Raw genomic sequence first — 13881 nt, 5'->3', positions numbered from 1 at the left:
GAAAATCGGATTTAACGAGTAAAGCACTTTACCTATAAAGGGGATACTGCAATATTGCTCCGCCAGTTTTCACATGAGAGGCACAGATGCAATCCAGCCCAGCAACTCCCAACAGCAAACGCAGTGTCCTGTCGGTAAGCGATTTGAACCGGGAGGTGAAACAGCTGCTGGAGGGCAGCATTCCACTACTGTGGATCAGCGGGGAAATCTCCAATTTTACTGTGCCCAGCTCCGGCCACTGGTATTTTAGCTTGAAAGATGCCCGCGCCCAGGTGCGCTGTGCCATGTTTCGCGGGCGCAACCGCAGTGTGGCTTTTCGCCCACAAAACGGCCGCGAAGTGCTGATCCGCGCACGGGTTAGCCTCTATGAGGGCCGCGGTGAATTCCAGTTGATCGTGGAACATATGGAGGAAGCCGGCTTCGGCGCCCTGATGCGCCAACTGGAACAACTCAAAACCAAATTACAGGCCGAAGGGCTATTCGACAGCGCCCGAAAACGCGCCCTGCCCTATTTGCCCACCAATATTGGCATTATCACTTCCCCGACTGGTGCCGCGATTCGCGATATGATCCATGTATTGGGTCGACGCCACCCTGGAGCGCGAATTGAACTCTGGCCAGTGGCTGTACAAGGCCAGGGAGCGGCGCAACAAATCGCCGGCGCTATTGAAAAAGCTGGCCGCAGCGGTCGCCACGACCTACTTATCGTGGGGCGTGGCGGCGGCTCTTTGGAGGATCTCTGGCCTTTCAATGAGGAGGTTGTTGCGCGAGCCTTGGCCACCTGCCCCATTCCCACAATTTCTGCGGTAGGCCACGAAACAGACACGACAGTTTCCGATCTGGCTGCCGATCTACGCGCACCCACCCCCTCAGCAGCAGCGGAAATTGCCAGTGCAAATGCCGCTGAGTTATATCAACAGCTGGAAAATAGCAGGCTTCGATTATATAGGGCCATACAGCAGCAGGTTCGCCACTTACAGCAGAAAATTATGTTGAGCCGTAATCGTTTACGCCACCCGCGCGAACAACTGCAAAACCGCTCGCAACGCCTGGACCACCTGGAGATGCGCCTATTGGCCGCAGGCCAGCAGCAAATTCAGCAGCGCCGCAACCAATTGGCAGCAGCTCAGCGGGCCTTTACCCACTACCAACCCCAGAGGCAATTACAGAAAAAAGGAGAACAGCTGAAATTTGTGCAAAGCACTTTGCAACGCGCGGCTGAGCGCCTTTTGCAGCAAAAAGCGGACAGGCTCAACCACCAAGCACAGTTACTTCACAATGTGAGCCCACTGGCTGTTTTACAGCGCGGCTATGCTATTGCCAAGGATTCCCAAGGTAAACCTCTAAAAGACAGCCACACGCTCGAAATAAACCAGGAAATTGAAGTTCAATTGGCCCGGGGTCACTTTTCCGCCAAGGTAGAGAACATCAGTCACTAAAACCAGAAAATGGGCTGAAGAGGCACGACACTATAATCCACACATAGAGAGCTTTTGGAGCTATCTATGAGGTGCCGTTATAAAGCTATCAGCCCCTATTGCTGGATTTTTTTATACTTTTTTATACTAATTCTCGCACTTGCCGGATGCTCCCCAAAAGTACCCGAAGATTCAGAGAAGTCAGGTACTTTACAACCTACGGCCTCTTCAGAAAGTAGCCCTCAGGCAAATACCCCAACCAAGGAGAAAAAAAGTCCTACTGTTATTCCTGCAAAAGAACAACAGGTCAATTACATTGAAACCGGAGACCTCAAGGAAATAAAAAAACACGGCACCATCCGCTTCGTGAACTTGACCGGAGCAGCGGAAAACCTATTACCTAGAGACGGAGTAGTCAGCCTACGTCACTTCGAGCTGGGAAATAAACTCGCCGACCAATTAAAGCTGGAGGCCAAGTGGATTAAGGCCCCAACCCCCGACAAAGCAGTAGAAATGCTAATTGCAGGTGAAGCTGATGTCATTGCCTATAACCTAACAGTGACCGATGCGCGCAAGAAAATCATTGATTTCAGCGTCCCCATGCGTCAATCCCGCCTGCAGCTAGTTACAGGCCCTTCCGGACCAGATATTAGCGACCCGAGCAAACTTAACGATGTTGAATTAATTGTTCCGCAGGGCTCTGCCAATATAGAAGCTGCGCAGCAATTAATTGCCAAATATCCTGATGCAAAACTTTCTGTGCGTGAATTTGTTATTCACGGTAATCGCGATGGTTTGATTGATGTGCTCAATATGAAAAATAATCGGGTCGCGATTCTCGAAAACTTTTCTGCGGAGGATTTACGCAACTACAGAGACGACTTACGCCTAGGGGCTTATGTTAGCGAGATGCAGAATATCGCCTGGGGAATGCGCAAAGACACTAAGCGACTCAACTCCACCGTGGATAACTTTATTACTCGAAATCTGGTGAAGGCCCAGGAAGAGCGCATCACCGACTGGAAGGGCATTAAAAAATCTGGCGTTATTCGCTTGCTTACTTATAACGGCCCCACGACCTACTTTATTTGGAAAGGTCTGTTAATGGGGTTTGACTATGAGTTGGCAAAAGCCTTCGCAGACAAACACAAACTGCAGTTACAAATTATTGTGGTGCCGTATGAAGAGAGCTTAGCGGACTGGCTCAGGGCCGGACGCGGGGATTTTGCCGGATCGGAACTCAATATCACCCCATCCTATGAGCCACAAGGGATGGTATTCACCAAGCCCTATGTAGAGTCGGCAGAGCAAATCATAAGTAGCAAAAATAAACCCCCAATCGAAAAAATTCAGGACCTGAGCGGCCGAAAACTCACTCTACGTGCCTACTCTTCTTTTATTGACACAGCTAAAACTCTGCGAGACGCAGGTATTGACGTAGAAGTTCAGGTTGCACCGCCGGATATGTCCCAATCACAAATTTTCTCTTTGATCTCGGACGGTCTAATCGATGCCACCATTTCAAATTCTGGGCGCGCAAAAATTGAGGCTTCAGTACAGCCCAATTTGGTACTAGGTACGTTACTCGGAGACCCCCAGCCCCAAGGCTGGCTGGTTCTACGCCAGAACTGGCATCTACTGAAGAACCTCAATAAATTTATCGAGGGCTATAGAAAAACTGCGAAGTATAAAAAACAGTATGCGGCCTACTTTGAGCCCAACAAACGCTTTATGCAGAGGGTTAGCACCCGAATAATACCAGGGGAAAACCTCTCCCCTTATGATGACCTGGTAAAAGAATCGGCTTATAAATATGATTTTGACTGGCGCATGATCGTTGCACAAATGTGGCAGGAAAGTAATTTCAATCCGAAAGCGGTTTCACCGGTTGGTGCGCAAGGTTTGATGCAGGTAATGCCGGCAACCGCAGAGGAAATGGGCTTTCCACCCCCGCTGTTTGAACCTGAGCGCGCCATTAAAGCCGGTGTAAAATATATGGACTGGGTCAGAGACCGGTTTAACCCCTCCCTGCCCACGGTAAACAAGCTCTGGTTCACTCTAGCCTCATACAACGCTGGTTATGGCCACCTTCTCGATGCACAGCGCCTCGCCAAACAGTTGGGCCTAGACCCCAACGTCTGGTTCGACAATGTAGAAGTAGCGATGTTAAAGCTGGCCCAGCCCCAGTATTTTAAGCGTGCGCGTTATGGCTATGTACGGGGATCGGAGCCCGTGCAATATGTGCGTAACATCAGCAATCTCTACAAGGCCTATGTAGAAATGATGAGCGACGATGCCAGTGTAGCTGTGCCCCTACAGAAAGCACCGGGTATCAGCTATTGCTCACCACTCCACACCCCAGAGGGGGTTATCCAGCAGATACCCAATTACTCCGCTCCATAAGCTGATAACGTAGATTCTCCAAAGATCACAAGGTGAGCACAATTTTCCCAACGATCTTGCCAGACTCAAGAAGCCGATGTGCTTCGGCAACCTCCTCCAAAGGGAAGCGCGCAGCAATCTGAGGGTGAATTTTACCAGTTTCTATTAATGGCCAAACTTGTGATTCCAAAGAGTGTGCAATACTGGCCTTAACCTGTGCGGATCTTGGCCTTAAGGTCGAGCCGGTAAGGGAAAGCCGCTTCAACATCACCGGTAACATATTCACTTCGACTCTGGCTCCCTGCAGATAGGCGATATTCACGATACGGCCATCATTCGCAGCCACTTGAATATTACGATCAATGTAGCTGCCACCCACCATATCCAGAATCACATCCGCTCCATGTCCTGAAGTAGCTTCTTTTACTGCCTGCACAAAATCTTCTTCCCGGTAATTTATTGCTTGCTCGGCGCCGAGTTGCACACAAGCCACACATTTTTCTGCGGAACCGGCTGTGGCGAAAACCCTGGCCCCCAGCTGGTGTGCCAACTGAATAGCGGTGGTGCCAATACCCGAGCTACCACCATGTACCAAGAAGATCTCTCCACTTTGCAAACGAGCCCGATCAAATACATTGGCCCAAACCGTAAAGAAAGTCTCCGGTAATGTCGCAGCCTCCACCATAGATAAAGAACCGGGTATTGGTAGGCACTGCCCTTCTGGAACCGCCACAAAATCCGCATATCCGCCCCCATTAGTTAGGGCACAGATCTTATCGCCAACTTGCCAGCGTTCAACGCCTTCACCCACTGCGGCCACCAGACCGGAAACTTCAAGCCCAAGAATAGGAGAGGCACCTGGAGGCGGTGGGTAATGACCATTGCGCTGAACAATATCGGGACGATTGACACCAGCGGCAGCTACCTCAACCAACACTTCACCTGGGGCGACCTCCGGTCTGGGCAGGTCCGCCAACTGCATGACCTCGGGGCCTCCATATTCCGGTAGATCAATAGCACGCATTATTCGCTCCTTTATCCTTTAAATTCTTCACAACCCGATTCAGTGATGGCGACAAACCCTGAAACCATCAGAGAGATATTGAGCACTACTGTACCGCTAATAGGAGGGAATTACAGGAGGGTAAAAGCAATGTGGCCGGGAACACTTGCACAAATCACCGAAAGATCCTGTAAGCAAGTGGCCCGGCCAAGAAATGCATTAACTGAGAGCCAATATCTCAATTAATTCAAATGGTAAGTCCCGCAATTAGAGCTCGTATAGGAACTCCACTCCCATTACACGCCCTTTATTCAGTGGTGTGAAACTGGCACCCACTCCACCCATTTTGTAAGGCAACTGGGTATTGTTACCCTCCGCCATTTCATCCAGCATATTTTTGCCGAATAATGAAACGGTGTAGCTACCATTGTCCGGGGTATAGCCGATGCTGAAATCCAGCATATCCACTTCTGACAACATGCCGCGGTTATCATCGGTGTAAGGGGCTTCGTCTCGATGATTAAAATTCATACGAGAAGTCAGGGTGCCGTAGGCGCCTAACTGCAAGTCGTGGATAAAGCCCACACCGTAGGTCCAGGGGGCCAGACGGGGAATCTCTAGACCGAGATCGGTACTATCTACAAGGCCATCGCCATTCAGATCACCCAGCACCTTATCGTAGTCACCGTCAACATAGCCAACATTAAAGGTAAACAGCAGATTTTCACTAAGGGCCGCCATAGCCTCCAACTCGGCCCCGCGGATGGTTGCATCGGCGGTATTGCGAATTATCTGCGCAACGCCACTGAATGGATCCGGAAGATTCTCCTCGCGCTGCATATCATCAATAGTGTTGTGGAAAACCGCCATATTGGTGCGTAGACGCCCATCCAGCCAATCCACTTTGGCGCCAATCTCGAAGCTGCTCTGCTCCTCTTGATCGGTAGCCTGTGGAGTATAAGGCCCTCCAGTTAATGGATTAATACCAGCATTGCGGAAGTTGTAACCACCACTGCGGAAGCCCTTGGTCCAGAAGGTATACAGCTGGGTATCATCAGAGACGCTCCACTGCAAGCCAACCTTGGGCGTAAAGGCATTCCAACTCTCGCTATCCTTAAAGTCGTAACTTGTACAACCACTGAGGGTGCAGGTATTTAGAGGAATAGAGGCTATCTTGGCATCTTTCTTCTCACTGGAGTAGCGTCCCCCCAAGGTCAAAACCCAAGCCTCATTTAGGTCGATATCCGCCTGGGCAAATACGCCATAAGTACTGTGGTCCTGCTTACCGCCCCCAGTCCAATCGAATAACCCCTGAAACAGAAGTCGATTTTCCAAATAGGTGACGTCTTGGCTAAACCAGTAAACACCGGTGGTCAATGCGGTGCGACCAAAACGGCCGGAGTAACGCAATTCATTACTGAGCTGGCTCTGGTCCACACTGGAATCTGCATGAAACAGCGTGACCGGTAGAGAGTCGATATCACCCAGTCCGTGAGCCTCATACTCACGCCAGGCGAGAATATTGGTAATGGTGCCATCACCAAAAGCGACATCCTTATTGAACTCGGTAATGATCTGGCTCCATTCATCTTTCTGGTAACCTTCCTCATTTTGGGCCACCTCAAAAGAGTCCTTGCCATTATCCCAGTCATCAATGCCTAATGAGGCGGCTATCTGGGTAGGACTACCCCAAGGGACAACCCCATCATCGGTTATTTCGAAATAGGGCTCATAACCGCGGTTCTGCGCCACCACACCATCTGAATCCATACGGCCGTGCTCCATACGCACCAATAGCTCCGCTGTGTCGCTCAGCTGGATACTAAAACTTGGCCGAATAAACCAGCTGTCGGAAGCGCCGGCATTGTCGTTGTTAGTGGCAACGTTTTCGAACCATCCGCGGTCGTCGTTGTAATAAACCGTTAAACGGCCGTTGACCGTATCGGAAATGGCGCCGTTAATGGAACCGGCTGCGACTGTATCGAGATTGTCGGTGGTGGATATTTTAAAGCGTGTAGAAAATTCATCCGTGGGGCGGGCAGTCTTTATGACCACTGCACCACCAGTTACATTGCGGCCAAATAGCAGGCCCTGTGGACCCCGCAAGACTTCAACACCTTCCAGGTCGAACAGGTCGGTCACCACACCGGCGTTCACACCCAGATACATACCGTCCACAAACACACCGACGGTAGGATCAATAGAGGGAATAGAACTATTGATACCCAGGCCGCGTACCGTGAAGTTTGCGGTATTTTTTACCGTGCCCACATCTTCCAATTGAACATTGGGCATTTTGAAGGAAAGGCTTTGCAGATCCTTGGTGTGCAGAGCCTCTAACTGATCGCCAGAATAGGCGGTGGCCGCTACGGGAACCTCCTGCAGGATTTCTGCATCGGCGCGTTTGCGGGCGGTGACTTGCACCTCCTCCATTAGAGTACCTACCGAACCCTCAGCGGCAAAGCTGGGGGTCGCACCACTGGCCAACCAAAGAGTCGCTACAGAACAGGCGGAAAGCAGAGCGGAGTGCTGCTTAAGTTTTGACGGACTTCCCATGTTTTCTCTCCATTGTTTTATTGTTTTTATCTACAACAACGGACTTATCGCAATCGGTACTGCCTTATCCCGCCGCTCTACTCTCTCTGTGGAGATTCCGACTTTGCGGGATTCCGATCCAAGACCGCGCTGATAAAGAGGCACAGAATTCGCATGTTTTCTGTGACTCAAACAGATTACAGGCTAGCCACGCCCGGTGGAAGTCTATTTATCGCGGATAACGATAAAAATAACTCAATTAGTCTGGAAAGTTCGTTGGAAGAGGAAAAACTAAATCCTGACTAAAAAAAAGAACTAAACATGCACTATTTAAGTGCGAACTTTTAACTCGCCCACACCCAAAATTCCCCTTAAAAAGTAAGGAATCAAAATTTATTTTTGTTAAGAGCAGCCAAGGCGTGAGTTAAATCTAGCTTGATGAATTTAAAAAATGCAGTAACGGCGAAATACAGGCTCAAACTTCGCCATCTTCAACATAAAAGACCTAGCAGTCAGCAAAATTACTCGGTTAATAGGCTAGATTTTTCTGGGTGCGGATACTGAGAAATGGTACTTTTGAATATTCTGTTAAAAAAGTGTGACACTAATTACAAATTTCTCCACTTTATACAAAAGTGGATTTGACCATTAAGTCCGGCCACTTTATTGCCAGAAATAACAAATTATTTTCACCTTATTAGTAGATCGCAAACGACCCTCTGGCAAGCTAGCCGAGCAATGCCCTATCAATTCGTCAACTGCAAATGCAGCGCTAGGATGCACCCAGTCCCTTAACCGCTTGCAGATCAAGAGTCTGCGTTGCCCCCAAGTGTGATTACTTGATGCATCTCAGAAGCATCGAGGGTTTCTTTTTCTAGTAGCGCTTGTGCCAGGGCATCAAGCTCCTTGCGATGGCCCTGTAGAAGATTCTGGACTTCCGCCTCTATTGCGCTGACCAGGGCAATGACTTCGTCATCTATGATCTCAGAAGTATGCTCACTGAAATCTTTTTGCTGCGCCATTTCCTTACCAAGAAAGATATGCTCCTCCCCGCGCCGAAAGGCCACGGGTCCAAGTTTCTGACTCATACCCCAGTGCGTTACCATATGCTGGGCCAAGCGGGTGGCCTGCTTCAAATCGGACTCTGCCCCACTGCTGACTTCATTAAACACGACCTGCTCAGCCACCCTACCCCCCAACATCACACCGATGCGATCACGCAGGTAGCTCACTTTCATGTTGTGGTGATTTTCTAGTGGAATCTGTTCTGTTGCCCCGAGGCTGTGTCCCCTGGGAATAATAGTGGCTTTCTCCAACGGATCGGCATGGGGTAGTAGCATCGCAGTGAGGGCGTGGCCAGCCTCGTGATAGGCAACCGTCTTTCGATCTTCCTCCCCCATTATCACTTCCCGTTCGCCACCAAGTACTACTTTGTCCCTGGCCTGTAGCAGACAATCCATATCCACGGCTGTCCTATTTTGCCTTCCCGCCAACAACGCGGCTTCATTAATCAGGTTTTCCAAGTCCGCCCCGGCGAAACCCGCCGTTAAGGCAGCCAAGCGCTCCAGGTCGACCTCCCCATGTAGTGGGACATTCTTAGTATGAATACTTAGGATGTCCCTTCGAGCAGGCCTATCCGGTAAATCCAGGGTGATCTTGCGATCAAAGCGTCCAGGGCGAAGCAGTGCCGCATCCAACACATCGGGACGGTTGGTTGCCGCTATCACAACCACCGCCTCCTGGGGATCAAAGCCGTCCATCTCGCCGAGAATCTGATTCAGGGTTTGCTCACGTTCATCGTGTCCCCCTCCCAGACCCGTGCCGCGCGCCCGCCCTACTGAATCAATTTCATCGATAAAAATGATTGCGGGAGCCTCTTTCTTGGCTTCAGCAAACATATCCCGCACCCGCGATGCCCCGACACCGACAAACATCTCTATAAACTCCGAACCACTGATACTGAAGAAGGGAGCATCACTCTCTCCTGCCAAAGCCTTGGCCATCAATGTTTTGCCTGTACCTGGGGGGCCCATCAGCAGAATACCGCGAGGAATCTTTGCCCCGAGTTTACGGTAGTGTTCAGGGTCTTTTAGGTATCCGGCTATTTCTTGCAAGTCCCTCTTGGCATTGGCAAGGCCAGCCACATCAGCAAAAGTCACTTCGGATTCACTGCGTTCATAGCGTTTGGCCGGTGACCGGGCAAAACTGAATGGATTGCCTGGGGTCATGGCGCCCATTCGGGCCTGCATCCGGCGCCCCAACCAAACCAGCAAGGCAATTATCAAAACCCACGGCAACAGCAAGATCGCCATCCTTTGCCAAAATCCGCCCTGGGATGATTCCGCTTCAATTATTACCTGCTGCTTTTCCAGTAAGGGCATTAACTCTGGGTCCTGCACCGGGGGTATGGTCGTCTCAAAGCGTTTTTCTTCTGGCTTCTGGGCTTTATCTTTAGTCTCACTCTTTCCCTCGGGCTGCTTACTGGCTACTTGTTTGAAGACTCCGGTGATACGTTGTCCTTCAAAAAGTACACTGGCAATTTCCCCCTTGCTTAGCGCACTCTTAAAGTCACTGTAAGATAAAACCTCTCTTTCTGAACCAAACTGCCCATTCGAACAGTATTGAAGAGTGAGGATCACCAGGAAAAGGAGTACGACATACTGCAGCCAACCAAGTGGACTCTGCTGAGACTGGCCAGAGAGAGGGGAACCTGGCTCCTCGGCAGGTAACTTCTTCCCTTTCTCATCTTCATCCGCCATTGCCATAAGATCTCTTTGATATTGGGGTAGCCTACTATCCAAAAATTGAAGCGCAGTCCCTTTATGCTGGAACAATCAGTATAGTTCTCCGCCAACTATGCTGAGCCGGCATATGTATAGGCCCATAAAGCCTCGGGCTAACGAACGAGGGCGGCGCTCAGCGGTCTCAATCAACCCCACCTAAAGGCCTGTAACAACTATTGTTAAAAAGAACTTGCAAACTCTCGTTCCACGCGGCAAAATTCGCGCCCTGTCGAACTCTCTGGCCCTGCGCCAAGGGGCGAAAAAGTTCGATAAGTTGCGGATTTTTAAAGGATTTTCCTTAAAAGCAGTTGACTTAAGCAAATCAACTGACTATAGTTCGCACCCATAACGCGCTCGTAGCTCAGCTGGATAGAGTACCTGGCTACGAACCAGGCGGTCGGAGGTTCGAATCCTCCCGAGCGCGCCATACAAAAAGGGCCTGTAACGCAAGTTACAGGCCCTTTTTATTTTTCTGACTTTTTACCTACCTTATAGCTAACAACCTTCAGCTAAGTTAGCTGGCAAGATAGCCGAGCTTGGCTAGTCCCTGAAAAATTGAAAGGGCCTTGATAACAACAGAGGCCCCTTCACTCGCCGTACAATACGGAGATTCTCACACCTGCTTACTTGCAGATGTTCTCCTTTTGTACAACATCATATTTCTTCAACAACTCCTGATAGCGGCCACTGCTGCACAGCTTGGCAAGCCCACTATTGAAATCATCGCGCACCTTCTGATCACGGAACCCTACACGGAAATCGGTCATTGGAACGAAGATCGGGAAAAGATTAACCTGATCCATTTTATGTCCCATTTTATTACTCAAATGCTTAAACAGCTCCATATCTACAACCGCCACCACGTCTTTCATTTTCCAAAATTGAGCAACAAGATCGGGGGCTGTTGGAGCCTGAATAATATTCTGGCGCTGCGTACCATTGGGTCCATACATCTTTTCAAATTCCGGCCCTAAATCCATAGGCCCTCCCTGCCAAGTAATCACCTTCTTACCGGCCAAATCAGCAATGCTATCAATTTTCATTTTATCGGTAGCTTTGGTAATCGCGTAATTGGCAAAACTGATCATGTTATTAGAGTAAAAAAGACCATCATCTTTCTTCATCACATTAACAGCTGCCTGTACTTTACCCTGCTCAAGGGCTGGGGCTGTCTCTGCAAAACCCATCTGTTCAAACTGCACCGAATACCCAGGCAGCGCTTCCCGTACAATATCGACCTCCAAGCCACTGGTAGCATTGTTGATCACATAGGGGGGAGCATCGCCAGCTATTGCCACCTTTAAGGGTGTGCCGCCCGATTGGGCAACCGCCTGAACAAGAACACCGAACATCAACCCGAGAAAAACAACAACGGAGCGCATACGCATAACCATCTCCAAAGCGACAGAAAAATCACCCAGACGCCCTAAGTGTTGACACCGAATAGCTATTTATCAAGTCGCATCTTTCCACCATAGAAACAGACTTATACTCAGCCACCCCCTATGCCAGACATATTTTCTAGCCAAAGAACTTGAAAACGGCACGTAATCCCCCCAACTCAGAAAATAGTAAAGCGGTATGGCTATAGACCCCTATTGGAAAACTCTCAACATCAATCTTTTTCCTGAGAACTGCAAAGTCAAACTTGTATTTTGCTCAACTAGGTTTATACCCCCCGCTGGAATCCCAAAGAGACTGAAGCAAAGGCCAGCCAGTATGGTATCGATTCAGAAACAACTCACTAAATATAAAAGAACTCTACACAATACAGATGATCGCAATAATCTGACAATCCTAGACTCACAATTGAACACTGAGTTTCGAGAAGTAAGAAAGCCTGGTCGCAGCTTTAATGTTAAATCGATAGCCTCAATGGTACAGATGGAGAAAAACTGCAAGTGGATAGCTCACAGTCAAGATCATAAATACATAACACTCTCCGACCCCCTTCGGTTACGTCTTTATCGGACCGCACACAACGATCGGCAGGAAAATCCCTACCAGTTCTGCAAGCTACCCTCTATTTGGATATTCAATAAACGGCAGAAACAAATAAAGTACCACCAAGGTACGACCTGTGAAACTTTTTCAATAGACGAGAATAATTCAGCCAAACAGCAGGCACATAATCTATGAGCGCTTTTATTGCAATTATCCTGCTCGCCCTGGCAATTTGGCTAATACCGATTCATTATCGCCGCTGGCGCATCAACTATCGACGTGCACAAGTATTGACTCAGGAGCAGTTACAGCTTCTCAAGGAAGCGCTTCCTCTATATCACGATCTAAATAGTGGCCAGCAGAAAGAACTACGTGGGAATATCGCACTTTTTCTTCATGACAAAGAATTTGTCGGCTGTGAAGGCTTACAAGTGAATGAAAAAATGAAAGTCACGATCGCCGCCCATGCATGCCTTCTACTGCTGGGTCGTAAAAACGAGTGTTACCCCAACCTCTACACCTTACTACTCTATCCTGACACTTACGTTGCCCAGGAAACTCACAGAGAGGGTTATATAGAGACCCACAAGCACAGCGCACGGGAAGGCGAGGCACACTATCGCGGCCCCGTAGTGCTCTCCTGGGGTGATTTGGAGGAAGATTTAGAGTTCCCTCAGCGAGGACACAATGTCGCTTTACATGAATTTGCCCATAAAGTGGATGAGGAAGATGGCTACTTTGATGGCCGCCCACTCTTTGAGAAGTCCAACGATGGCGACAATTGGGCTGCGGTGATGAGCCAGGAATTCCATCGTTTGCGCCAAAAAGCTGAATTTGGCCAGCTCCCCGGTGACAGTCCTTCCGTGCTGGATTTATATGGAGCCCAATCGCCCGCTGAATTTTTTGCTGTAGCCACTGAGAGCTTTTACACCATCCCCATTGCTATGCGCTCCCTACACCCAGAGCTCTACAGGGAACTGAGCCGCTTCTACCGACTGGACCCAGCAACACTGGTCGGAGGAAAAGCAGATAGTTCTCCAGGGCTATAACTCTTTCTCGTTAAATTCAACATAGAAATACAATAAGCTAGTGGCAGCTTATAAAAGAAAAATGATATCGAGCATAATTCCAGAAAACTAATGCCAGGAAGTATCAATGGAAGCAATTGAGAAAGCGCTTAGCTTTATTATCGAAATAGAGAAGCTCAAAGACGTTCAACGGAAAACAAAACCAGTGGGATTGAATCGCTTCGAAAATTCCGCAGAGCACAGCTGGCATGTCTGTCTATGCGCGCTAATTTTGAAAGATTATTCAAATGACCCAATTGATATAAGCCGGGTTTTAAAAATGCTACTAATACATGATCTTGGGGAAATTGATGCAGGGGATACCATAATCTACTCAAGTGAAACAAACGAGGCAAAGACTAAAGAAAAGAAAGGGTTAGAACGACTATTATCATTATTACCTGGAAGTATGAATATAGAATTGATGAAATTATGGGAGGAATTCGAGTCTGGAGAAACGGCTGACGCCCGATTTGCCAAGGCCATTGACCGAATCCCTCCCCTACTACATAACATTTATGGTGAGGGACACAGCTGGAAACAATACGGCATCACCAAGGATCAAATATTTTCTTTAAACGCACGTATTGGAAAGGGTAGTGAAGAACTTTGGTCTGAGATTAGCAGCATGCTAGAGGGAGCAATCAAAGATGGCATCCTCAAGTAAGGGCCTACCTGAATAGGATCAAGCATATAAATTTGAGCCATGGGCTTCCCACAGGGTAATGCTCAACTACCTTAGCCTGTTC

The 13881-nt window shown here is 48.9% G+C and carries 8 protein-coding genes and 1 tRNA gene; 5 read left to right on the top strand and 4 right to left on the bottom strand.

The window, feature by feature from the left end; all coding sequences use genetic code 11:
* Positions 1 to 86 precede the first annotated feature (86 nt).
* A complete protein-coding gene (gene xseA / locus ACJJI0_RS00160; protein WP_444884157.1) occupies positions 87 to 1439 on the top strand; it encodes an exodeoxyribonuclease VII large subunit in 1353 nt (450 codons plus the stop codon).
* Between the two features lie 66 nt (positions 1440 to 1505).
* The gene (locus ACJJI0_RS00155; protein WP_444884156.1) at positions 1506 to 3821 is read left to right on the top strand and encodes a transporter substrate-binding domain-containing protein; all 2316 of its coding nucleotides are present in this window, start codon (positions 1506 to 1508) and stop codon (positions 3819 to 3821) included.
* 25 nt (positions 3822 to 3846) lie between these two features.
* Here ACJJI0_RS00155 and ACJJI0_RS00150 read toward each other — a convergent pair whose 3' ends face one another.
* The 3 genes from ACJJI0_RS00150 to ftsH all read right to left on the bottom strand — a co-directional run bounded on the left by ACJJI0_RS00150 (position 3847) and on the right by ftsH (position 10103).
* On the bottom strand, positions 3847 to 4824 hold the full coding sequence (locus ACJJI0_RS00150) for an NAD(P)H-quinone oxidoreductase (RefSeq protein WP_444884155.1): 978 nt from the start codon (positions 4822 to 4824) through the stop codon (positions 3847 to 3849).
* Positions 4825 to 5070: 246 nt separating this feature from the next.
* Positions 5071 to 7359, bottom strand: a complete 2289-nt coding sequence (locus tag ACJJI0_RS00145) for a TonB-dependent receptor (RefSeq protein ID WP_444884154.1) — start codon at positions 7357 to 7359, stop codon at positions 5071 to 5073.
* Between the two features lie 785 nt (positions 7360 to 8144).
* A complete protein-coding gene (gene ftsH / locus ACJJI0_RS00140) occupies positions 8145 to 10103 on the bottom strand; it encodes an ATP-dependent zinc metalloprotease FtsH (RefSeq protein WP_444884153.1) in 1959 nt (652 codons plus the stop codon).
* Positions 10104 to 10471: 368 nt separating this feature from the next.
* On the opposite strand from ftsH, the gene ACJJI0_RS00135 reads away from it, so the two are divergent.
* Positions 10472 to 10548 (top strand) — tRNA-Arg (locus tag ACJJI0_RS00135).
* A gap of 196 nt (positions 10549 to 10744) precedes the next feature.
* On the opposite strand, the gene ACJJI0_RS00130 is transcribed toward ACJJI0_RS00135, so the two are convergent.
* The gene (locus ACJJI0_RS00130) at positions 10745 to 11503 is read right to left on the bottom strand and encodes a substrate-binding periplasmic protein (RefSeq protein WP_444884152.1); all 759 of its coding nucleotides are present in this window, start codon (positions 11501 to 11503) and stop codon (positions 10745 to 10747) included.
* Between the two features lie 753 nt (positions 11504 to 12256).
* Here ACJJI0_RS00130 and ACJJI0_RS00125 point away from each other — a divergent pair.
* Both ACJJI0_RS00125 and ACJJI0_RS00120 read left to right on the top strand, forming a co-directional pair.
* Positions 12257 to 13114 (top strand): M90 family metallopeptidase, encoded by an 858-nt coding sequence (locus ACJJI0_RS00125; protein ID WP_444884151.1) that lies wholly within the window; start codon positions 12257 to 12259, stop codon positions 13112 to 13114.
* 106 nt (positions 13115 to 13220) lie between these two features.
* Positions 13221 to 13799, top strand: coding sequence for an HD domain-containing protein (locus ACJJI0_RS00120; protein ID WP_444884150.1), 579 nt, complete (start codon positions 13221 to 13223; stop codon positions 13797 to 13799).
* Positions 13800 to 13881 lie beyond the last annotated feature (82 nt).

This window comes from Microbulbifer mixtoriginis (SeqCode) (assembly GCF_052466695.1).
Note: the sequence above shows the minus strand (reverse complement) of the source record. Positions and strands in the feature narration are given on the sequence as shown.